General features: G+C 64.5%; 19 protein-coding genes and 1 tRNA gene. 12 read left to right on the top strand and 8 right to left on the bottom strand.

Annotated features, from left to right (window positions below; all coding sequences use genetic code 11):
- Position 1 precedes the first annotated feature (1 nt).
- Complete coding sequence (gene argS, locus AC1DJW_RS02240) at positions 2 to 1,651, bottom strand: arginine--tRNA ligase (protein ID WP_284751237.1); 1,650 nt, start codon at positions 1,649 to 1,651, stop codon at positions 2 to 4.
- A gap of 232 nt (positions 1,652 to 1,883) precedes the next feature.
- Between argS and AC1DJW_RS02235 the strand changes: the two genes are divergently transcribed.
- The 7 genes from AC1DJW_RS02235 to AC1DJW_RS02205 all read left to right on the top strand — a co-directional run bounded on the left by AC1DJW_RS02235 (position 1,884) and on the right by AC1DJW_RS02205 (position 6,811).
- A complete protein-coding gene (locus tag AC1DJW_RS02235) occupies positions 1,884 to 2,303 on the top strand; it encodes an FMN-binding protein (protein ID WP_284751238.1) in 420 nt (139 codons plus the stop codon).
- A gap of 4 nt (positions 2,304 to 2,307) precedes the next feature.
- The gene (locus AC1DJW_RS02230) at positions 2,308 to 3,180 is read left to right on the top strand and encodes an FAD:protein FMN transferase (protein WP_284751239.1); all 873 of its coding nucleotides are present in this window, start codon (positions 2,308 to 2,310) and stop codon (positions 3,178 to 3,180) included.
- The gene (locus tag AC1DJW_RS02225; RefSeq protein ID WP_284751240.1) at positions 3,177 to 4,697 is read left to right on the top strand and encodes an FAD-dependent oxidoreductase; all 1,521 of its coding nucleotides are present in this window, start codon (positions 3,177 to 3,179) and stop codon (positions 4,695 to 4,697) included. The genes AC1DJW_RS02230 and AC1DJW_RS02225 overlap by 4 nt, the downstream gene beginning before the upstream one ends.
- An 86-nt stretch (positions 4,698 to 4,783) precedes the next feature.
- Positions 4,784 to 4,856 (top strand) — tRNA-Arg (locus tag AC1DJW_RS02220).
- 295 nt (positions 4,857 to 5,151) lie between these two features.
- A complete protein-coding gene (locus AC1DJW_RS02215) occupies positions 5,152 to 5,322 on the top strand; it encodes a hypothetical protein (RefSeq protein ID WP_284751241.1) in 171 nt (56 codons plus the stop codon).
- Between the two features lie 115 nt (positions 5,323 to 5,437).
- Positions 5,438 to 6,454 (top strand): M4 family metallopeptidase, encoded by a 1,017-nt coding sequence (locus AC1DJW_RS02210; protein WP_459341299.1) that lies wholly within the window; start codon positions 5,438 to 5,440, stop codon positions 6,452 to 6,454.
- A gap of 33 nt (positions 6,455 to 6,487) precedes the next feature.
- Entirely contained in the window at positions 6,488 to 6,811 is a 324-nt protein-coding gene (locus AC1DJW_RS02205) for a protealysin inhibitor emfourin (protein WP_284751243.1), read from the top strand.
- Here AC1DJW_RS02205 and AC1DJW_RS02200 read toward each other — a convergent pair.
- Entirely contained in the window at positions 6,808 to 7,776 is a 969-nt protein-coding gene (locus AC1DJW_RS02200; RefSeq protein ID WP_284751244.1) for a GlxA family transcriptional regulator, read from the bottom strand. The genes AC1DJW_RS02205 and AC1DJW_RS02200 overlap by 4 nt on opposite strands.
- An 81-nt stretch (positions 7,777 to 7,857) precedes the next feature.
- On the opposite strand from AC1DJW_RS02200, the gene AC1DJW_RS02195 reads away from it, so the two are divergent.
- From AC1DJW_RS02195 to hrpA, 3 genes are read left to right on the top strand one after another with little or no spacing between them, the layout of a single operon-like run.
- Positions 7,858 to 8,022, top strand: coding sequence for a hypothetical protein (locus AC1DJW_RS02195; protein WP_284751245.1), 165 nt, complete (start codon positions 7,858 to 7,860; stop codon positions 8,020 to 8,022).
- Between the two features lie 59 nt (positions 8,023 to 8,081).
- Positions 8,082 to 9,068: a helix-turn-helix transcriptional regulator gene (locus AC1DJW_RS02190; protein WP_284751246.1), complete on the top strand. Its 987-nt coding sequence runs from the start codon at positions 8,082 to 8,084 to the stop codon at positions 9,066 to 9,068.
- A 13-nt stretch (positions 9,069 to 9,081) separates the two neighbouring features.
- Positions 9,082 to 13,038 (top strand): ATP-dependent RNA helicase HrpA, encoded by a 3,957-nt coding sequence (hrpA, locus tag AC1DJW_RS02185; RefSeq protein ID WP_476900607.1) that lies wholly within the window; start codon positions 9,082 to 9,084, stop codon positions 13,036 to 13,038.
- 205 nt (positions 13,039 to 13,243) lie between these two features.
- Here hrpA and AC1DJW_RS02180 read toward each other — a convergent pair whose 3' ends face one another.
- The 3 genes from AC1DJW_RS02180 to AC1DJW_RS02170 all read right to left on the bottom strand — a co-directional run bounded on the left by AC1DJW_RS02180 (position 13,244) and on the right by AC1DJW_RS02170 (position 15,791).
- Positions 13,244 to 13,672 (bottom strand): HIT family protein, encoded by a 429-nt coding sequence (locus tag AC1DJW_RS02180; protein ID WP_476900606.1) that lies wholly within the window; start codon positions 13,670 to 13,672, stop codon positions 13,244 to 13,246.
- The gene (locus AC1DJW_RS02175; RefSeq protein ID WP_284751249.1) at positions 13,669 to 14,859 is read right to left on the bottom strand and encodes an NAD(P)-dependent alcohol dehydrogenase; all 1,191 of its coding nucleotides are present in this window, start codon (positions 14,857 to 14,859) and stop codon (positions 13,669 to 13,671) included. The genes AC1DJW_RS02180 and AC1DJW_RS02175 overlap by 4 nt, the downstream gene beginning before the upstream one ends.
- A gap of 77 nt (positions 14,860 to 14,936) precedes the next feature.
- Positions 14,937 to 15,791, bottom strand: coding sequence for a sulfurtransferase (locus tag AC1DJW_RS02170; RefSeq protein ID WP_284751250.1), 855 nt, complete (start codon positions 15,789 to 15,791; stop codon positions 14,937 to 14,939).
- A 115-nt stretch (positions 15,792 to 15,906) separates the two neighbouring features.
- On the opposite strand from AC1DJW_RS02170, the gene cds1 reads away from it, so the two are divergent.
- Positions 15,907 to 16,995 (top strand): L-cysteine desulfhydrase Cds1, encoded by a 1,089-nt coding sequence (cds1, locus tag AC1DJW_RS02165; protein ID WP_284751251.1) that lies wholly within the window; start codon positions 15,907 to 15,909, stop codon positions 16,993 to 16,995.
- Positions 16,996 to 17,013: 18 nt separating this feature from the next.
- Here the strand turns inward: cds1 and AC1DJW_RS02160 are convergent, their stop codons facing one another.
- Positions 17,014 to 17,670, bottom strand: coding sequence for an MBL fold metallo-hydrolase (locus tag AC1DJW_RS02160; protein WP_284751252.1), 657 nt, complete (start codon positions 17,668 to 17,670; stop codon positions 17,014 to 17,016).
- Positions 17,671 to 17,779: 109 nt separating this feature from the next.
- Here AC1DJW_RS02160 and AC1DJW_RS02155 point away from each other — a divergent pair, with 109 nt between their 5' ends.
- Positions 17,780 to 18,262: a Fur family transcriptional regulator gene (locus tag AC1DJW_RS02155; RefSeq protein WP_284751253.1), complete on the top strand. Its 483-nt coding sequence runs from the start codon at positions 17,780 to 17,782 to the stop codon at positions 18,260 to 18,262.
- Here the strand turns inward: AC1DJW_RS02155 and AC1DJW_RS02150 are convergent.
- A complete protein-coding gene (locus AC1DJW_RS02150) occupies positions 18,259 to 19,176 on the bottom strand; it encodes a metal ABC transporter permease (protein WP_284751254.1) in 918 nt (305 codons plus the stop codon). The two genes, AC1DJW_RS02155 and AC1DJW_RS02150, sit on opposite strands and share 4 nt — an antisense overlap.
- The gene (locus tag AC1DJW_RS02145; RefSeq protein ID WP_476900605.1) at positions 19,177 to 20,010 is read right to left on the bottom strand and encodes a metal ABC transporter ATP-binding protein; all 834 of its coding nucleotides are present in this window, start codon (positions 20,008 to 20,010) and stop codon (positions 19,177 to 19,179) included.
- Between the last annotated feature and the right edge of the window lie 73 nt (positions 20,011 to 20,083).

The following is a 20,083-nucleotide window of genomic DNA, read 5'->3' as shown; positions in this document are numbered from 1 at the left end:
ATCACATCCGTTCCGGAGCTGAAACGCCGAGGAGTTCAAGCCCGTTGGCCAGCACCTGGCTCGTGGCGTCGTTGAGCCACAGCCGCGTGCGGTTGACGTCCTGGACCGGTTCATCGCCAAGCGGCGAAACGCGGCAAGCGTCGTACCAGCGGTGGTAGGCACCGGCGATGACTTCGAGGTGGCGGGCCACGCGATGCGGTTCGCGGAGCTCCGCGGCCTTGGCAACGATGGACGGGTAGCTGCCGAGGTAGGACAGCAGCTCGTTCTCGGTGGCGTGGTCCAGCAGGGAGGCGTCGAAGGCGCTGTGGTCCACGCCGGCCTCGATCGCGTTGCGTGCCGTGCCGCGGGAGCGGGCATGCGCGTACTGCACGTAGAACACAGGGTTTTCGTTGCTGTTCTTCTTCAGCAGTTCCGGGTCCAGTGTCAGCGGCGAATCAGCGGGGAATCGCGCCAACGAGTAACGCACAGCGTCCTTACCGAGCCATTCGATAAGGTCCTTGAGCTCGATGATGTTGCCGGCACGCTTGGACAGCTTGGCGCCGTTGACGGAGACCAACTGTCCGATCAGGACCTCGATGTTGACCTCGGGGTCGTCGCCCGCACAGGCGGCGATGGCCTTGAGCCGGTTGATGTAGCCGTGGTGGTCGGCACCCAGCAGGTAGATCTTCTCCGTGAAGCCGCGGTCCTTCTTCGACAGGTAGTAGGCGGCGTCGGCGGCGAAATACGTGGGTTCGCCGTTGGCCCGGATCATGACGCGGTCCTTGTCATCGCCGAAGTCGGTGGTGCGCAGCCAGACCGCCCCGCCGTCGTCGAACACGTGGCCCTGCTCCCGGAGGCGGGCGACGGCGGACTCGATCGCACCGCCGTCGTGCAGTTCCTGCTCGGAGAAGAAGACATCGAAAGCCACGCCGAATTCGGCCAGGGTGTCCTTGATATCCTTCATCTGGGCCTGGTAAGCGGCGGAACGGATCACCGGCAGTGCTGCCTCGTCGGTCAACTCGCGGATTGCCGGATGAGCCTTGAGGACCTCGTCGCCGAGTTCCCGGATGTACTCACCGGGGTAGCCGCCCTCGGGAACGCCGCGTCCGTGCAGGCGGGACAGCACCGAGTTCGCGAAGACGTTCATCTGCGAGCCGGCGTCGTTGATGTAGTACTCAGCGGTGACGTCCGCACCGGAGGCGCGGAGTACGCGGGCAATCGAATCACCCAGGGCGGCCCAACGCGTGTGGCCAATGTGCAGCGGTCCAGTGGGGTTCGCCGACACGAATTCCATGTTGACCACGTGGCCTGCGAGCGCCTGGTTGGTTCCGTAGGAGCTTCCCGCCTCGACGATGGCCTTGGCCAGCGCGCCGGCGGCGGCTGCATCCACAGTGATGTTAAGGAAGCCCGGGCCCGCGATATCCACGGCGGTGACGCCGTCGATCGCCTCCAGTCGCTTACTCAGGATCGTGGCGAATTCACGGGGGTTGGTCCCGGCATGCTTGGCAAGCTGCAAGGCGATGTTGGTGGCCCAGTCTCCGTGCTCCCGGTTCTTGGGTCGCTCCACGCGCACGTCCTCGGGGAGGGCAGATTCGGAAAGCGCGAGCTCGCCGGCGGCGACAGCGTCTTTCAGGCAGGCGGATATGGCGGCGGAGAGTTCTTCGGGAGTCACCCGTCTAGCCTACCGGTGGGGCTTGCAACTGGTGGAATTCTTATGCTTAGTAATGCGCACACGCATGCACCAGCGCGCACCCAGCCGACGCCCAGCTTCGGCCAGTAGAGCTCCCAGACTGAACCGATAGGCTGAAATCCACGTCAATGGTGCGGGCGGCCACCGTCCGGAGCACTTTGCATTGACCATTTTTCTTGTCCAGTTGACGAGTCCAGTTGAAACGAGCAGAACCATGACTACGCCACTCCGCAAGGGCCTCCTGGTGGGCGCCGCCGGCCTCTCCCTGGCCAGTTCGGTGGCAGCTTGCGCCCCTTCGGCCCAAGGCAGCACGCCGCAAAAGACCTCCACAATTTCCGGCCCGTACAAGGACGGAACCTACAGTGCGGACGGTGACTACATCTCACCCAACGGCGGTGAAACCGTGGGCGTCCAGTTGACCTTGGCTGGTGGGACTATTTCCGCGGTGGACATCACCGTCCATGCCAACAACCCGAACACCAAGGAATTCCAGGGGCAGTTCAAGAACGGCATCGCCGCGCAGGTGGTCGGCAAGAAACTGGATGAGATCAACGTCTCAAAAGTAGCCGGCTCCTCCCTGACGAGCGAAGGATTCAACAAGGCCGTGGAAACCATCAAGGCCGAGGCCAAATAGGCGCATGACGCACACGGGCTGGAGCGTTTTCGGCTTCGACGGTATCGGGACCACGTGGGAAATCTCGACGCCGGAGGAACTCCCGGAGGACGTGCGCGCCGGCTTGCTCGACGTCGTGGAGGACTACGACCGAAGCTACTCGCGCTTCCGGGACGACTCCATGCTTGCCGCGCTCGCCCGTGAACCCGGCACCGTCACCCTCCCGGCCGGGGCCGGCGAACTGGAACAGCTTTTCAGGAAGCTGTACCGCCTCAGCAACGGCGCCATGACGCCCCTCATCGGCGGCAGCCTCGAGCGGCTGGGCTATGGGGCGGACTATGCCTTGCGGCCCGTCGGCCATCCGGTGCCGGCACCGCGCTGGGAAGACGTCCTCGTATGGAGCGGCACGGAGATGTCCGTTTCCGCTCCGGTGGTCCTGGACATCGGAGCCGCCGGGAAGGGCCAATTGGTGGACATTGTGGCTGCAGTCCTGCGAGGGGCCGGAATCACTGAGTTCCTGGTCGATGCCAGCGGCGACATGCTTCATTCCGGGGCGGAGCCGTTGGGCGTGGGCCTCGAACACCCTTACGACCCCACCCAGGCGATCGGCGTCGTCGAACTCCACGACGGCGCGCTCTGCGCTTCCGCCGCCAACCGCCGCGCGTGGGGCGACGGCCTCCACCATGTCCTCGACGGCGCCACCGGGCGCCCGGTGGAGACGGTGGTGGCCACGTGGACGATGGCTGCAACGGCAATGGAAGCCGATGCCCTGGCCACGGCGCTCTTCATGGTGGATCCGAAAGTGCTTGAGGGAGAATTCGAGTTCTCCTGGCTCAAGGTCTTTTCGGACGGACACGCCGCCTATTCGGCCGGCTTCGAAGGGACACTGTTCTCATGATTGCCATCAAAGCGCGAGTGGATGCCTGGCTCGGCCATTTCACGATGTACCGGCTGATCCTGTGGGTCCTTGCCGTGCTCGCGGCGTACAGCCTCGTGCTGAACGCCTTGGGCTGGCTGAGCTTCGGACTGCCCGAAATGCTTTTCCACCTTGTGCTGTGCCTGGGCCTGACATACGCATCCAACCGGCTCATGGCCATGCTCTTCAAGGTCCAGCCGCACTCGGAATCCTCGCTCATCACGGGCCTTTTGTTGTACTTCCTGTTCTGGCCCACCGCGCTGATTCCCGCGGTCCAGATCCCCGATCTCGCCGGAGTCGCCGTGGCATGCGTCCTGGCGTCGGCATCCAAATACGTCTTGGCCTTCCGCGGCCGGCACATTTTCAATCCCGCTGCGGCGGGCGCCTTCATCGCCGGGCTCACCGGCTTGAACATCGCCACGTGGTGGGCAGCGACTCCAGCCATGTTGTGGCTCTTGGTCCCTGGTGTGCTGCTGGTGCTGTACCGGACGCTGAAGGTGCTCATGGCCTGCGCTTTCCTCGTGGTGGCGCTGTCGGTGGTGTGCGCCGTGCTCCTGCGGGGCGGCATGACCTTCGGACCCGCTTTGTGGCAACCGATCGCGCAGCAGCCGCTTCTCTTTTTCGTCGGCTTCATGCTCACCGAGCCCCTCACCCTGCCTCCCCGCCGCTGGCAGCAAGTGGCACTGGCCGCCGTCGTGGCCTTGTTTTTTGCTGTGCCGTACAACGTGGCTGGCGTGGCCAATTCGCCGGAACTCGCTCTGCTGATCGGGAACCTCCTCGCATTCCTCGTGGGACAGCGGGGCGGAATCATGCTGATGTTCAAGGGTTCGCGTCCTCTGACGCCGTTCACTACCGAATTCCGCTTTGAACCACGACGGCCCGTCCGTTTCCTCCCCGGGCAGTTCATGGAACTCAACCTTCCGCACTCGCGCTCGGACGGTAAAGGGCGGCGACGGGTTTTCAGCATCACCAGCCCGCCCGACTCGCCCGAGATGACATTCGGCGTCGGCACGGCGGAACCAGTCTCCGCCGCCAAGCGCGCGTTGCTCGCGCTCGAGCCTGGAGAGTGCGTCAGCGGAACCGCGGTGGGTGGCGACTTTGTTCTGCCGCCCGACGCCGGCAAACCCGTGTTGCTCATCGCGGCGGGAATCGGGATTGCGCCTTTCCTTTCCCAGCTGGCGTCCGGCGACTCCGCGCGAAGGGACATCGTCGTGCTGTATCTCGCCCCCAGCGCCGCAGAACTCGCCGGGAGCGATGTCCTGGAGGCCTCGGGCGCACGGGTCATCGCCCGCCTTTCGGACGGTTCCCCGCCGCCGTCGTTCATGCACGACGCCGGGCGGAGCCGCATCGACGGCGACTCCCTGCGTGAGCTCATCCCCGATGTGGCCGAGCGGGACGTGTATATCTCAGGGTCTCCGGCAAACGTGGACACCCTTCGCTCCGCCGCCCGCCATGCCGGAGCCCGGCGAATCCACGTGGACGCTTTCGCGGGCTACTGACGGCTCGCCGCGCCCGTTTTCCATTGCGGCGCGGTGACCTGCTAAGCTCGTGGACGTCCCTCCGGCAACGGACGGGAGCCCCGGATGCCCTCGTAGCTCAGGGGATAGAGCGTCTGCCTCCGGAGCAGAAGGCCGTAGGTTCGAATCCTATCGAGGGCACAACAGAAAACCCCGCCAGTTCAAGGAACCGGCGGGGTTTTTCTTTGCGTGGCCACGTTGCGCCTGGCAGGTTCCGTACCAGGCAACAAAAGGTGGAAAACTGCGTCACGTTTGGCCGTCTGCCAACACAAGGTTCTTGTGCAGACGACAAAAAGACTTGAGCAGACACCTCAAGAGGAGCCCGCGGCAGCGTTCCCCGAGCTCGATGCCACGGCCCCGGTCCTCGCCGGGAAACTCTCGCGGCTCCCAGCAGGGTAACTCGCAACCATCCTTTGCCCACAACCCGAGGACACCCATGCCTGAATGTGAAGCCGCCCGCCGCAACAAACAAGCCCTCCACGAAATCGAGCTGGCATGGGGCAATGGCATCGTGAACCTCGGCAAGCTGCAACGGATCCTGAAGGGCCCCGAAGGCGACGCGGAACCGTTGCCGGCATGCCCGCATGAGGCCTCATCGTCGTCGTGAAGCGGACATGCCGCGCCGGGCCGGCTATAAAGTCAGTGGCCGCTCCTAAGCTGTTCGTACCCGTCCAACAGGTACGAAAGGGTTCGCCGTGATCTGTTCCATCATTCCTCCCTACATGCTGCGAAGGCTGGCGGCACAGCACGAGCCCCGCCTGAGGGTGATTGCGCGCGCGGCCAAGGAGTCCCTGCTCCACATCAAGAACCTCCAGGCCGCCCGCTCGCTTCCGGTGCCGGTCCCGGTGCCCACAGCGCGCCAGGCCAAGCCCGGTCCGCCCAAGAGGACCATCTACGATGCCAACTCCACCGAAGCCTTGCCCGGCAAGCTCGTCCGCAAGGAGAAGGGTCCGGCGACGGGCGATGCGGCCGCGGATGAGGCCTACGACGGATTGGGCGAGACACACGCGCTTTATGCCGAGGCGTTCAGCCGGAATTCGATCGACGGCGCCGGGCTGAAACTCGATGCCACCGTCCACTACGGCGAGCTGTACGACAATGCCTTCTGGAACGGCAGCCAAATGGTCTTCGGTGACGGCGACGGCGAGATCTTCCAGAGATTCACGAAGTCGCTCAGCGTGATAGGGCACGAGCTCGCCCACGGCGTCACCCAGTACACGGCAGCCCTCGCCTACCGGAACCAGGCCGGAGCGCTCAACGAGTCCATGTCGGATGTTTTCGGGGCGCTCGTGGAGCAATATGCCAAAAAGCAATCTGCCGCCGAGGCGAGCTGGCTGATCGGCGAGGGCTTGTTCACCGACGCCGTCCAAGGCGCCGCGCTCCGGTCCATGAAAGCACCAGGGACCGCGTATGACGACGACGTGCTCGGCAAAGATCCGCAACCGGACTCCATGGACACCTACGTCCGCACCACCGCGGACAACGGCGGTGTCCACATCAACTCAGGCATCCCCAACCGGGCGTTCTCCCTTGTCGCCCTGGAGCTGGGTGGCAATGCGTGGGAGGCCCCGGGACAGATCTGGTACAACACGCTGACTAGCGGCTCACTGCCTGCCACGTGCACCTTCGGGCGCTTCGCCAAGGCCACAGTGGCGTCGGCAGAGGAACTCTTCGGCGCCGGCTCAAACGAGCATGACGCAGTCCGTAAGGCATGGGAAACTGTGAAGGTAAAGCTCTAGCAACACCTCTCAGAGCAGTGGAAGCCGCAGAACATGAAAATCACTGTCCAGCGCAGCGGTGGCGTCGCTGCGATCACACGCGTCTGGACCGTGGATGCCGCCACCTCCGAAGATAAACGGCGCTGGATGCCGATCGTGGAGGCCTGCCCTTGGGACCAGGTGCCATCCGGCGCGCAGGCCAAAGGGCAAACGCCCGCGCGGGCAGCCGGGAAAGCGTCCGGGCAAGCCGACCGGTTCATGTATTCGATCCGCGCCGGACAACACAGGGCCACCCTTCCCGAGACCGATGTCACCGGACCTTGGCACACCCTCGTTGAGAATGCCAAGGTAGAGGGCCGGGAGACCCTCCGCCGCTAGCCAACCTCCGCCAGCTGGCCGCGGAAAGCCCTCCTGTACGACTGCGGGCTCGTGTCCAGGACCTTGGCGAAGTGGTGCCGCAGCAGCACGGAATGTCCGAACCCGGCTTCGCGCGCGACCTCGTCGATATTCAACTCCGTGGTTTCAAGGAGCTCCTGCGCCCGGAGCACCCGTTGCGAGTTGAGCCACGCCGCCGGTGTGGCACCCGTTTCGGCCCGGAACCGGCGTGCGAAGGTCCGGGCTGACATGTGCAGCCGGGACGCCAACTCTCCGACGCTGTGTTCGTGCTCGAGGTTCTCCACCATCCAGCGAAGCAAGGCCTCCATGGGCGCGGAGCCGCACGTGGGCATGGGCCGGTCGATGAATTGGGCCTGGCCGCCGTCGCGGTGCGGCGGAACCACCATGTCGCGGGCGATGGCGGCGGCAACGTTGGCGCCGAGCTCGACGCGAATCAGATGCAGGCAGGCGTCAATGCCGGCCGCCGTGCCGGCACTTGAGATGATCGTTCCGTCCTGGACGTAGAGCACATTTTCGTCCACGTGAACCTTCGGATACCTACTGGCCAGGTCCTGTGAATAGTGCCAGTGCGTAGTGCAGCGGCGCCCGTCCAAGAGCCCTGCGCGCGCAAGCGCGTAGGCCCCGGAGCAAATCGACATGACCCAGGCACCCCGTTCATGCGCCGCCCGCAGCGCATCCAACACAGATTCCGGAACATCCTCATCCCGTCCGTACGGGGCCATGATGACCAGGTCGGCATCGGCCGTAGCCTCCAGCCCCAGGTCGACATACATCGACAGGCCGGACTTCATCTTCACGTCTCCCGGGACGGGAGTACAAACCCTGAAGTCAAAGCCGGGAACGCCGCTCCCCCGGTCCGCCCGGTCAATCCCGAACACCTCGTAGGCGGTTCCGAATTCGAAGATCGAGAAGTTGGGAACAACAATGATCGCCACCGTTTTCAACATAGATCCAGTGTGGCAGAAAATTGCCTAAATGGGTCGTTTCTGCCACTGTTTCTTGAAGGGGATGAGGAACACGATGGAGTCATGGAATTCATCGGAGTCTTACTCTTCATCATTCTCATCATCACTGCCGCCGCTTCCATCTCAGCGGTCCTTCGGGACGGCCCCGGCCGCCTTCCCGACCGTTCCGAGCCTTGGACCGCGAGGGACCTGCCTAACAACTCATGCTGGACACTGCGCGCCTTCTAAGCACAGTCTGCCCCTGAACACGGACGACTTTTGTCCGCATCGTGGGCTAGATTCAATGCATGATCCAAACGTCCGCCAGGCTGCTGCAATTGCTGTCCTTGTTGCAGGTCCGGCGCGAATGGACCGGCCCGGCATTGGCCAACCGGATGGGTGTCACGGAGCGCACCGTCCGCCGCGATATCGACAAGCTCCGGAACCTTGGCTATCCCATCCATGCTTCGCCGGGCATGGCCGGCGGCTACCAACTGGGCGCCGGAGCCCAGCTCCCGCCGTTGCTCCTCGACGACAATGAAGCTCTCGCCGTCGCCTTGGGGCTGAGCTCGGTGGCGGCGGGTCCCGTGGCCGGTATCGGCGAAGCATCGGTTCGCGCCCTCGCCAAACTTGAGCAGGTGCTGCCCTCACGTCTCCGCCCGAAGTTCGCGATGCTCAAGGCCGCGGTCACCACACTGCCCAGCAACGCGGCGTCGGTAGACCCTCAACAGCTCACGGTGGTCTCTGCGGCGATCGCGGACAAGCGACAACTCAGTTTCGACTACGTCAAGGCCGACGGCGACGCCGGGCGGCGCCTGGTGGAACCATACCGGCTCGTCGACACCGGGCGGCGCTGGTACCTCGTCGCGTGGGATGTGGACCGGGAAGACTGGCGCACGTTCCGCGCCGACCGCATCGCCTCGTTGCCGGCTGAACGGAAGAAGTACGTGCCGCGCCCCCTGCCCGCCAAGGACCTCGCGGACTACGTCCAGCGCTCCGTGACCCGCTCGCCTTACCGCTACGACGTCGTCGTGCGCCTTCACGCCCCCATCGGCGAGGTGGCCGCCGTCGTCGGCCCGCAGCTCGCGAGCTTGAGCGACGACGGCGGGAACGCCACCCTGCTCCGCGCCGGCTGGGACAGTCTGGCGCAGCCGGCGGCACACCTCGCAGCGCTCGACATGGACTTCGAGATCATCTCTCCGGAAGAGTTCAAGGAGTACGCCCGCACCATGGCCGGGCGATTGGAAAAAGCCGCGGGGAACCACGCAATGCAAGGCGACGCGCCGCCACAGTAGACTGTCAGCAGCCATGACACTTCATATTTCCTACCCCGCAGAGCTGCCCGTCTCCGAGCGCCGCGAGGACTTGATGGCGGCCATCGCCGCAAACCAAGTGACCATCATCGCCGGCGAAACCGGTTCCGGCAAGACCACGCAGATCCCCAAAATGTGCCTGGAGCTCGGCCTCGGGGACAAGGGCCTGATAGGCCACACCCAGCCGCGCCGCCTTGCCGCGCGTACCGTTGCCGAACGCATCGCCTTCGAGATGGGCGTGGAGATCGGGCAGGAAGTGGGCTTCCAGGTCCGTTTCACCGGCGAAGTCAGCAGGGCTACCAAAATCAAGCTGATGACCGACGGCATCCTGCTGGCCGAGATCCAGCGGGACAAGCTGCTACGGAAGTACAGCGCCATCATCATCGACGAGGCACATGAGCGCAGCCTCAACATCGACTTCATCCTCGGCTACCTCAAGCGGATCCTGCCGCAAAGGCCGGACCTGAAAGTCATCATCACCTCGGCCACCATCGACCCCGAACGTTTCGCGAAGCATTTCGGCAGCGAAGAAGAACCCGCGCCGATCATCGAGGTCTCGGGCCGCACCTACCCGGTGGAAATCCGTTACCGGCCGCTGTCCCAACCGGCCGGCGGTGCACCCGGTGAAGACGAAGACGCGTCCGACGACGAGCTTGAGGAAGACCGCGATCCCCTCGACGCCGTGTGCGACGCCGTCGACGAGCTTGCGCTTGAGGCTCCGGGAGACATCCTGGTGTTCTTCTCCGGCGAGCGCGAGATCCGCGACGCCGCGGAAGCCTTGAACGGCCGGATCCAAGCCAACCGCAGGTTGGCGGGCACGGAAGTCCTGCCGTTGTTTGCCCGTTTGAGCTTGCAGGAGCAGCACAGGGTCTTCAACCCGGGCGGCAAGAGGCGGATAATCCTTGCCACCAACGTCGCGGAAACGTCCTTGACCGTTCCCGGCATCAAGTACGTCATCGATACCGGCACGGCCCGCATCTCGCGCTACTCGCACCGCACCAAGGTGCAACGGCTGCCGATTGAACGTGTTTCACAGGCCTCGGCAAGCCAGCGCTCCGGCCGCTGCGGCCGCGTGTCCGAGGGTATCGCCATCCGGCTCTATTCCGAGGAAGACTTCGAGTCCCGCCCGCAGTTCACCGATCCGGAGATCCTGAGAACCAACCTTGCCGCCGTCATTCTGCAGATGACGGCCATGGGTGTAGCCCGCGGCCCCAAGGACGTCGAGAACTTCCCGTTTGTTGAGCCGCCGGACTCCCGTGCCATCAACGACGGCGTCACGCTGTTGCGCGAACTCGGCGCCTTGAGCGCTGCCCGCACGAGCGGCGCCGCCGACAACCTGGGCGGCCTGACCGCCGTCGGGCAGAAGTTGGCCCAGCTCCCGGTGGACCCCCGGCTCGGCCGGATGATCGTTGAGGCCGGAAAGCGCGGTTGTGTCAAGGAAGTCATGATCCTGGCAGCTGCTCTGACTATCCAGGACCCGCGCGAGCGCCCGACGGACAAGCAGCAGCTTGCCGCGGAGAAGCACGCACGCTTCCGGGACGAGAACTCGGACTTCACCGGATTCCTGAACCTGTGGAACTACATCCAGGAAAAGCAGCAGGAGCTCTCCTCCACGCAGTTCCGCCGGCTGTGCAGGAACGAGTTCATCAACTACCTGCGCGTCCGCGAATGGCAGGACCTCTTCCAACAATTGCGCCAGCTCGCCAAGCCGCTGGGCATCACTATCGACAACAAGCGCGAGGCCGACCCCGTAGGAAACAACGAGGGAATCCACATCAGCTTGCTCTCGGGACTGCTGAGCCACATCGGCATGCTGGACGAACGCAAGCGCGAATACGCCGGAGCACGCGGCAGCCGTTTCGCCATCTTCCCGGGCTCGGCGTTGTTCAAGAAGTCGCCCGCCTTCGTCATGGCCGCGGAATTGGTTGAAACAAGCCGGCTCTGGGCCCGGGTAGAGGCGAAGTTCGATCCCTTGTGGGCCGAGCAGGTTGCACCGGACCTCGTGAAGCGCTCCTACAGCGAGCCCCACTGGTCCAGCCGTACGGGCTCAGTCATGGCGCACGAGAAGGTGATGCTCTACGGAGTCCCCATCATCCCGAACCGCCGCATCAACTACGGCAGGATCGATCCGGAGCTCTCCCGCGAACTCTTCATCCGGCATGCCCTCGTAGAGGGAGACTGGAAGACCCACCACAAGTTCTTCCACCGCAACCGCGCCTTGCTCCTCGAAATCGAGGAACTCGAGACGCGCATGCGCCGCCGCGACATCCTGGTGGACGACCACACGCTTTTCGAGTTCTACGACTCCAGAATCGGCAAGGACGTGGTCTCCGAACGCCACTTCGACAAATGGTGGAAGGAAGCCCGCCAGCAGGAACCCACCTTGCTGGACTTCGACCAATCGCTGCTCATCAGCGAGGACGCGGAAGCCCTGGATGATTCCGCCTACCCGAAAACCTGGCTGCACAAGGGCTTTGAGCTGCCCCTGAGCTACGAGTTCCATCCAGTCGCCCCCGGCTCGCCGCCCAATCCCTCGGATGGTGTCACGGCCGAGGTTCCCGTTCTGTTCCTCAACCAGCTCGATGACGCCGCTTTCCGTTGGCAGATACCCGGCCAGCGGGTGGAGCTCGTCACGGCCTTGATCAAGTCGCTGCCAAAACACCTCCGCAAGAACTTCGTGCCGGCCCCGGATGTCGCCCGGCAAGCGGCGGCTGCCTTGGAGGCCGACTTCGATCCTGCCTCGGACGATCTTGAGGCCTCACTTGAGCTGGTGCTGCGCCGAATCCGGGGACACATCATTCCTCCGGGATCGTGGAATTGGGACGGCGTTCCGGCGCACCTGCGTGTCAGCTTCAAGGTAGTGGACAGCCGCGGCAAGGTGCTCGACGAAGGCAAGGACCTCGCCGCTCTCCAGGAGCAGCTGGCTCCGGTTACCCGCCGTGCCATCGCCGAATCCCTCGGGGCAACACCCGCGACGACGGCACGCGTCAACGGTCCGAAGGGCGCTGCACATGCCGGCGGTGCCGGATCCCCCAGTGGAAACGGCAGCGGCGGCGCGACCCCTCAGGCCACCGGTTTCCTCTCAGAGCAAACCGGGCTCACCGCGTGGACTTTCGGAGCTATCGAACGCCAAGTGACGCGCACGGTAAAGGGGCACGATGTCACGGGTTTTCCCGCTCTCGTGGACGAAGGCAAATCGGTAGCGTTGCGCGTGTTCCAGACCCGCGCGGAGCAGGAGTCTGCAATGCGGGGCGGGGTTATCCGGCTGCTCGCCCTGCGTGTTCCCGCCCCGGACCGCTACGTCCTCGAACATCTGAACAACACGGAGAAGTTGACGTTCAGCCAGAATCCCCATGGTTCGGTGAGCGCCTTGATCGCGGACTGCGTCCTGGCGGCCATCGACAAACTGACTCCAGCCGAACTTCCATGGGACAAGGAGGCGTTCGATGCCCTGTACGAGCTGGTCCGTGCGGAACTGATCGACACCGTCTTCACGGTGACCGCCGTCGTCGAACGCGTTTTGGGGAGCACCCGGCGGATCGAGAAGCAACTCAAGGACAGCACGAGCCTCGCCTTGATCAGTGCACTCAACGACATGAAGAGCCAACTGGAGCAACTCGTGTTCCCCGGTTTTGTAGCACGGACGGGCTACGCCCAATTGAGCCAGTTGCCCCGGTATTTGGCCGGAATCGAGAAGCGCCTCGAAAAGCTCCCGAACAATGTCCAGCGCGACGGGCTGAACATGTCGGTGGTGCAGGCGCTGGAGGACGACTACGACGACGCCGTCTCCGCACTGTTGCCCGGCCGACGCGCAGGAGCGGAGTTAACACGGGTGCGCTGGATGATCGAGGAACTTCGCGTGAGCCTTTTCGCCGTCGAGCTCGGCACGGCCTACTCGGTCTCGGAAAAGCGCATCCGGACGGTCCTCAACCAGGCTCTGGCACCCGCGTAGCGCGGTGACGGGCGGAAAAATACCCGCCACCCCGCTCCGCTCCTCCCGGGATGCGTCGGGTTGCCACGAGGATACCGACGCTCGCTCACCTCTATGGCCAATTCCCCCGACGCTCGCTCACCTATACAGGCATTCCTTGCCAAAGGTAAGCGAGCGTTCGGGAAAACACCGCCAAACATGAGCGAGCGTTGCCCAGGAGCAAACCTCAGTCCGCGGGAACGAACTCTCCGTGTCCGGCGGTGACGAGGCCGGCGCGGAGTTTCGCCGCGTTCGCGTCGAGCCGGGCAGGGTCCGGGTTGTGCTCTACGGTTCCGAAGTCGAAGTCGGCCAGGGACGTTGCCGGGAAGACGTGCACGTGGAAGTGCTCCACTTCGAAGCCCACCACGGACAGTCCCGCCCGTGGTGCGCCAAACGCCTCCACTTGTGCCTTGCCGATTGTCTGCGCGACGGACATGACCTTGTTGAGGAGCTCGGGAGGGACGTCGGTCCAGCGGTCCACCTCTTCGCGCGGCACCACGAGCGTGTGGCCGTCGGTGAGCGGGGCGATGGTCAGGAAGGCCACCACGTCGTCATCCTTCCAGACAAAGCGTCCGGGGATCTCGCCGTTGATGATCTTGGTAAACAGGGTGCTCATACGTCTGCCTTTTCCGAAGCGGGCTGAAGGGTCTTGGTATCGAGGACGAATCGGTATTTTACGTCGCCGGCAACCATGCGGTCGTAGGCTTCGTTGAGTTGCCGGGCAGTGACGACTTCCACATCGCTGACTACGCCGTGCTCGGCACAGAAGTCCAGCATTTCCTGGGTCTCGGCAATGCCGCCGATCAACGAGCCCGCGTAGGAGAGCCGGCGTCGGATCAGCACCCCGGGACTGACCGGAGGCATGGCGGTGGGAGGGAGTCCCAATTGGAAGAGGGCGCCGTTCAGCCGCAAGGTCCGGAAGTACGGGTTCAGGTCATGGGGCGCCGCGACGGTGTCGATAATGACGTCGATAGTGCGGTCGGCGCCTTCCATGGCTTCCGGGTCCTTCGAGAGGATCACGTCGTCCGCACCGAGCTCTATTGCCGCCTCGACCTTGGCATCCGAGGTGGTGAAGACCACCACCTGCGCCCCCATGGCCTTCGCGATCTTGACCGCCATGTGGCCGAGTCCGCCAAGTCCGACGACGCCCACAACGTCCCCCTCCTCGACGTCGAAGTAGCGAAGCGGCGAGTAGGTTGTGATGCCCGCGCACAGCAAGGGCGCCGCCGCGGCCGGGTCAAGGCCCTCGGGCACGCGCAACACGAAGCGGCGGTCAACCACCACCGACGTCGAATAACCGCCTTGGGTGATGGCGCCGCCGTTCCGGGCGTCTTTCACCCCATAGGTGCCGACGTTTCCGCGTTCGCAGTACTGCTCGAGGCCTTCGAGGCAGCTATCGCACTCGCGGCAGGAATCCACCAAGCAACCGACTCCCACGAGGTCTCCGGGCGCGAAGTCGTCGACGGCGGAGCCCACCCTGCTGACCCGGCCCACGATTTCGTGGCCTGGGACGAGCGGATAGTTCTGGGTCCCCCATTCGCCCCGTGTCGCGTGGACATCGGAGTGGCAGAGGCCGCAGAAATCGATCTCGATCTCGACGTCGTCTTCCTTGGGAACGCGGCGGGCCACCGTCAGCGGGACAAGCCCGCTGTCCGCAGAAGTGGCGCCGTATGCGGCCGCGAGTGTCGGAGTGCGCTGCGCGGCCACGCGTGTTGATGGCGTGGCAGGGGTGGGGTCCGCTGTCTCGTCACTCACGACGAGCGGCTTGCCAAGGGGCGGAGGAACGGGGCGTCCGGGAGTCATGCCTCGACGCTACCCCCGCGGGCTGATTTTTTGCCACTCTGCCCCGTGACGCCAGCCAGCTGCACCGCGGCCAAGTCTCAGTGGCCCGGAGTACCCAGCGGCGCTGCACCGGTGGCGACCGGGTTGGCGTCGAGCGAGGACCATTGCGAAAACGAGCCCGGGAACAGGGCTGCCCTGAATCCCGCGATTTCGAGGGCGGCGATTTCGTGGGCTGCCGTTACCCCGGAGCCACAGTAGACCGCTACCTTGCTGCCCTCGTCGATGCCCAGGGCCGCGAATCTGTTGCGGAGCTGCGCTGCGCGAAGGAATGTGCCGTCCGGTCCGAGGTTTCCGCTGGTGGGGGCGCTCAGCGCGCCCGGTATATGTCCCGCGCGGGGATCAATGGGTTCGAATTCGCCGCGGTAGCGCTCCCCCGCCCGGGCATCGAGAAGGATTCCCCTGCTGTGCCAATCAGCCGCATCCTCCATGCTGATGGCATCCATGTGGCCGTGTCCAAGCACGACGTCGCCCGGAACCGGCGGTTGTTCGTCCTGCGCCAGCGGGTAGCCGGCAGCGCGCCAGGCACCCAATCCGCCGTCGAGCAGGAAGACGGAATGGAAACCGGCGTCGCGGAGCAGCCACCACAACCGCGCCGCGGCGGTGCTGCCGCTGTCGTCGTACGCAACCACAGTGTCGCCGTCGTTGATTCCCCAGGCGCGGGCACTCCGCTGCAACGCAGCGGTCGGGGGCAACGGGTGCCTGCCTTGGCCCTCGGCCGTGGGATCGGCGAGCTCGTTATGCAAGTCCACGTAGACTGCCCCGGGAATGTGGGCTTGGCGGAAGTGCGAATGACCGTGCGGATCGCCCAACACCCACCGGACGTCGAGCAACACGGTCCGCTTGCCCGCATCCACGCGGTCCTTGAGCGCGGCTACGTCAATGAGGGTGGCCATCAAATCTCCTTCGTTTTGCTGCGTCTACCAAACCATTTCGAAGCTGCCGCCATGCAGCTGCCGACCGGCTACCAGCCTATCCTTGGGCGGCAGCCTCGGCCGGTAGGCTGGATCGGTGAGCACTCTACGCAACCAGGACCGGGCATGGGCCAGCGAGGCAATCCGACGCATCGAGGCCGAGAACAACCGATCGGCGGACACGCACCTCTACGCGGTGCCGCTCCCCGAGCATTGGGGTGTCCAGCTTTACCTCAAGGACGAGTCCACCCACCGCTCGGGCAGCCTCAAGCATCGCTTGGCCCGCTCGCTCTTCCTCTACGGCCTGGTCAATGGATGGATCACGGAAGGGACCACCATCGTGGAGGCTTCCAGCGGGAGCACAGCGGTGTCCGAGGCATATTTCGCCAGGCTGATCGGGCTTCCGTTCATTGCCGTGATGACCCGGACCACGAGCCCCGAAAAGATCGCGCTCATCGAAGAGTTCGGTGGCGCCTGCCTCCTCGTAGACCACGCCTCGGAGGTCTACGCGATGGCCGAGGAGGTTGCCCGGACGTCCGGCGGCTACTACATGGACCAATTCACTTTTGCTGAGCGCGCCACCGACTGGCGGGGCAACAACAACATCGCGGAATCGATCTTCGAGCAGCTCGCGCTTGAGGAGCATCCGGTGCCCGAGTGGATCGTGGTGGGCGCCGGCACCGGGGGAACCAGCGCCACCATCGGCCGGTACCTGCGGTACCACTGCCACTCAACCCGGCTGGCCGTGGTCGATCCGGAAAATTCCGCGTTTTATCCCGGCTGGCGCGACGGCGTATCGGACTACTCCACGGGCATGCCATCCAGGATCGAAGGCATCGGGCGGCCGCGCATGGAGCCCAGCTTTGTCCCGGCCGTCATCGACACCATGATCCAGGTTCCCGATGCCGCCTCGGTGGCTGCCATGCGGCACCTGCGCCGGCTGGCAGGGCTCCACGCCGGGCCCTCCACGGGAACCAACCTATGGGGTGTTTGCCAACTAATCGGCGAGATGGTGGCCCAGGGAAAGCGCGGCAGCGTTGTGTCACTTATGTGCGACGCCGGTGATCGCTACACGGGGAGCTACTACAACCCGGACTGGATCGCCGAGCGTGGCCTGGATCCTGCACCGTATGAGGCTGTCCTGGCCGACTTCTTCGAGACGGGCAAGTGGCCAAGCAGCATGTAGGCGGCGCAGCGGAGTGAGCTAGACCTCCACCGATTCGCGCGGCGACAACCTTGCATAGCTGGTCCCGTACTTCGCGCCGATCCGGGTTACGTGGCCTTCCACCAAACCGCGTCCGAGTTCGTTGAGCAGGCCATCGTGGACCGGGTAGGCCTTGGGTGCGCGGACCGCGATCACGAAGTCAACCACTTCGCCCACCTTTGACCACGGCGCGTGGATGGGCACCAGCAGGGTTTGCACGTCGATGCCATCGGGGACGACGAATGAGTCCCCGGGGTGGAAGACATTTTCGTCCACGAGGTAGCCGATGTTGGCCACCACCGGAATCTGCGGGTGGATGAGGGCATGCTGCCCTCCGAAGGAACGGATCGCGAAGCCCCCGGTTTCAAAGGAGCTGCCGGGTTCGACGGCGTGTACACGCTCGCCGTCGTCGCCCGCCTTCTCGGCAAGTTGGGACGCGACACCGGAGGGTGCGTGCACCTGCAGCACTGGGTTTCCCTTGAGGGCACCAACGACGGCGTCGGCGTCCACGTGGTCGGCGTGCTCGTGGGTGATCAGCACAGCATGGGCGCCCGCAAGGGCTTCCTCGGACTCCGAAAATGTCCCGGGATCAATCACGAGGACCTGGTCATCCTTTTGCAGACGGACACAAGCGTGGGTGAACTTGGTGAGCTTCATGGAGCCAGCCTAGGGGCGGGCCTCCGATGGTGTCCACGAACCGGCGTCCAAGCGTGGCCGGCTGGTAACGTTGGTGTTTGCGAACATCCACATCGAAATGAGTCCACGAATGTCACAGGGCGCCAATGCCGCCACGTCCGGGCCCTCAGCCGAGCCGCTTCCGGCCGCCAAGGATCCCGCCGTCAAAGAGCAGCGCGTCACCAAGCAACGCCTGGCCGTCAGCGCCGCCCTGGACGAACTCGACGACTTCGTGAGCACCCAGGAACTGTACCGGCTGCTCCAGAACCAGGGCGTCTCGGTATCCCTGGCCACGGCTTACCGCATTCTTCAGTCGCTTGCCGACGACGGCCTGATCGATGTCCTTCGAAATGCCGATGGTGAAGCCGTCTACCGCCGCTGTGCGGTCACGGGCCACCACCACCATTTGCTGTGCCGCAATTGCGGCAAGGCCGTTGAAGTGGAAGCTCCGGCAGTAGAGACGTGGGCGGCCCGCGTGGCTGCCGAGAACGGCTACACCGAAGTGGCGCACACGGTGGAGATTTTCGGGCTGTGCCCTGAGTGCACTGCCAAGAAGGCTGCGGGCCTGCTCTAGCCGGCTACCGGCTGGTCTTCCACTGCCTGGCCCATGGCAGCGTGGGGACGGACTACCCTGCCGTTGATTCCGCGTTTGGCGCGTACGTTGCCGATGATCCGGCACACCACATAAATCAGGAACGACAACGTGGTGACATACGGGCTGATGGGAATCCTGCTGCCGAGCGCCAGGAGAATGCCGCCTACAGTCGCGGTGATCGCAAAGACCACGCTCAACAAGACCACGAGCCGCGGCGAAGTGGTCACCCGCAGGGCAGCAGCCGCGGGCGTGATCAGCAGGGCCAGCACCAGAAGCGCGCCGACTATCTGGATGGACAAGGCAACGCTCACTCCGAGCAACACCATGAAGGCAATTGCCAAACCGCGGACAGGCACTCCCCTGGCTTCCGCCATCTCGGGATCCACGCTGGCGAAGCTGAGCGGGCGCCATATCGCGGCCAGGGCGAGCATGACCACCACGGCCGTGCCTGCCAGGACCTGGAGCTGGACGGTGTCCACCGAAACGATCTGGCCGGTCAGAAGCCCGAACTTGTTGGCCGCCCGGCCCTGGTAAAGGGCAAGGAACAAGATGCCTAGGCCTAGCCCGAACGGCATGATGACGCCGATGATCGAGTTCTTGTCCCGCGCCCGGACGCCCATGAGTCCCAGAAGCAGCGCAGCCGCGACGGATCCCGCGAGCGAACCGAAAATGATGTCCGCCCCGATGAGCAGGGCGAAGGAGGCGCCGGCGAAGGACAACTCCGAAATCCCGTGCACCGCGAAAGCGAGGTCCCGCTTCATGACAAAGGTGCCTATGAGCCCGCCGAGCAGGCCAAGGACCGCACCGGCCCAGATGGAATTCTGGACCAGCGCCAGCAGTTCGCCGTAGTTTTCAAAGTTGAAGATGGTGTGCAGGATGCTGCCGAGATCCATTTAGTGGCCTTCTTCCACACCGGCGTGGGCGTCATCGTGGTAGTGGGTAGTGGCGTCCGGGAGTCCGACGACGACGATCCTGCCGTTCGCGCGGATGACCTCAACGCGGCTGTTGTACAGCTCGGAGAGAACCTCGGTGGTCATGACCTCCTCCGGTGTTCCCACCCGGAACCTGCCGCCGGCAAGGTAGAGGACGCGGTCCACGTAGTCGATGACCGGGTTGATCTCGTGGGTCACGAAAACCACGGCGCTGTTCCGCTCATGGCATTGCTGGTTGATGAGGGCACTCACGGCCTGCTGGTGATGCAGGTCCAAGGACAGCAGCGGTTCGTCACAGAGCAGGAGTTCAGGCTCGGCGACAAGGGCTTGCGCAACACGGAGCCGCTGTTGCTCTCCGCCGGACAATTGACCAAGAGGCACGCGGGCGTAATCACTCGCCCCCACTAAATCCAGGAGGGCGTCGACACGCTCATTGACGGCTTTGGCCTTGATCCGCAGGCCCCAGCGGTGGCCGTCGACGCCCAGGGCAACCAAGTCCCTGGCACGCAAGGGCGTATCCGGAGCAAAGGACTTCTGCTGCGGTATGTAGCCGATCTTCCGGCTGCCACGCTCCACGGGGTGTCCCTCCACAGTCACCGTCCCCGAGTGAAGCTGCTGCAAGCCGAGCAGGACCTTGAGGAAGCTCGTCTTGCCGCTGCCGTTGGGACCGAGCACAGCGAAGAACTCACCCGCCTGGATGTCCACGTCGAGGTCCTTCCAGAGGGCCCGTTGGCCGAACTGGAGGCCCGCGCCGCGAAGGCTCACTACCGGTGTCAAAAAGATTCCTCGATCCATGGGGTTCGCGAAGCTATGTTGCTGGTGGCCTGCACTTGGATGAACAGAGAGGGCCCCGCAGCCGCCCTGTACA

The sequence above is a fragment of the Arthrobacter sp. 05L417 genome (assembly GCF_056397865.1).
Note: the sequence above shows the minus strand (reverse complement) of the source record. Positions and strands in the feature narration are given on the sequence as shown.

What these genes read in the sequence shown, in the direction of transcription:
- AC1DJW_RS02230 (WP_284751239.1), top strand. Translation starts at nt 2,308, where the DNA reads ATGACGCACACGGGCTGGAGCGTTTTCGGCTTCGACGGTATCGGGACC.
- AC1DJW_RS02200 (WP_284751244.1), bottom strand. Translation starts at nt 7,776, where the DNA reads ATGTTGAAAACGGTGGCGATCATTGTTGTTCCCAACTTCTCGATCTTC.
- hrpA (WP_476900607.1), top strand. Translation starts at nt 9,082, where the DNA reads ATGACACTTCATATTTCCTACCCCGCAGAGCTGCCCGTCTCCGAGCGC.
- AC1DJW_RS02225 (WP_284751240.1), top strand. Translation starts at nt 3,177, where the DNA reads ATGATTGCCATCAAAGCGCGAGTGGATGCCTGGCTCGGCCATTTCACG.
- AC1DJW_RS02205 (WP_284751243.1), top strand. Translation starts at nt 6,488, where the DNA reads ATGAAAATCACTGTCCAGCGCAGCGGTGGCGTCGCTGCGATCACACGC.
- AC1DJW_RS02195 (WP_284751245.1), top strand. Translation starts at nt 7,858, where the DNA reads ATGGAATTCATCGGAGTCTTACTCTTCATCATTCTCATCATCACTGCC.
- AC1DJW_RS02190 (WP_284751246.1), top strand. Translation starts at nt 8,082, where the DNA reads ATGATCCAAACGTCCGCCAGGCTGCTGCAATTGCTGTCCTTGTTGCAG.
- AC1DJW_RS02145 (WP_476900605.1), bottom strand. Translation starts at nt 20,010, where the DNA reads ATGGATCGAGGAATCTTTTTGACACCGGTAGTGAGCCTTCGCGGCGCG.
- AC1DJW_RS02150 (WP_284751254.1), bottom strand. Translation starts at nt 19,176, where the DNA reads ATGGATCTCGGCAGCATCCTGCACACCATCTTCAACTTTGAAAACTAC.
- AC1DJW_RS02210 (WP_459341299.1), top strand. Translation starts at nt 5,438, where the DNA reads ATGCTGCGAAGGCTGGCGGCACAGCACGAGCCCCGCCTGAGGGTGATT.
- AC1DJW_RS02180 (WP_476900606.1), bottom strand. Translation starts at nt 13,672, where the DNA reads ATGAGCACCCTGTTTACCAAGATCATCAACGGCGAGATCCCCGGACGC.
- AC1DJW_RS02170 (WP_284751250.1), bottom strand. Translation starts at nt 15,791, where the DNA reads ATGGCCACCCTCATTGACGTAGCCGCGCTCAAGGACCGCGTGGATGCG.
- AC1DJW_RS02155 (WP_284751253.1), top strand. Translation starts at nt 17,780, where the DNA reads ATGTCACAGGGCGCCAATGCCGCCACGTCCGGGCCCTCAGCCGAGCCG.
- AC1DJW_RS02175 (WP_284751249.1), bottom strand. Translation starts at nt 14,859, where the DNA reads ATGACTCCCGGACGCCCCGTTCCTCCGCCCCTTGGCAAGCCGCTCGTC.
- AC1DJW_RS02160 (WP_284751252.1), bottom strand. Translation starts at nt 17,670, where the DNA reads ATGAAGCTCACCAAGTTCACCCACGCTTGTGTCCGTCTGCAAAAGGAT.
- AC1DJW_RS02235 (WP_284751238.1), top strand. Translation starts at nt 1,884, where the DNA reads ATGACTACGCCACTCCGCAAGGGCCTCCTGGTGGGCGCCGCCGGCCTC.
- AC1DJW_RS02215 (WP_284751241.1), top strand. Translation starts at nt 5,152, where the DNA reads ATGCCTGAATGTGAAGCCGCCCGCCGCAACAAACAAGCCCTCCACGAA.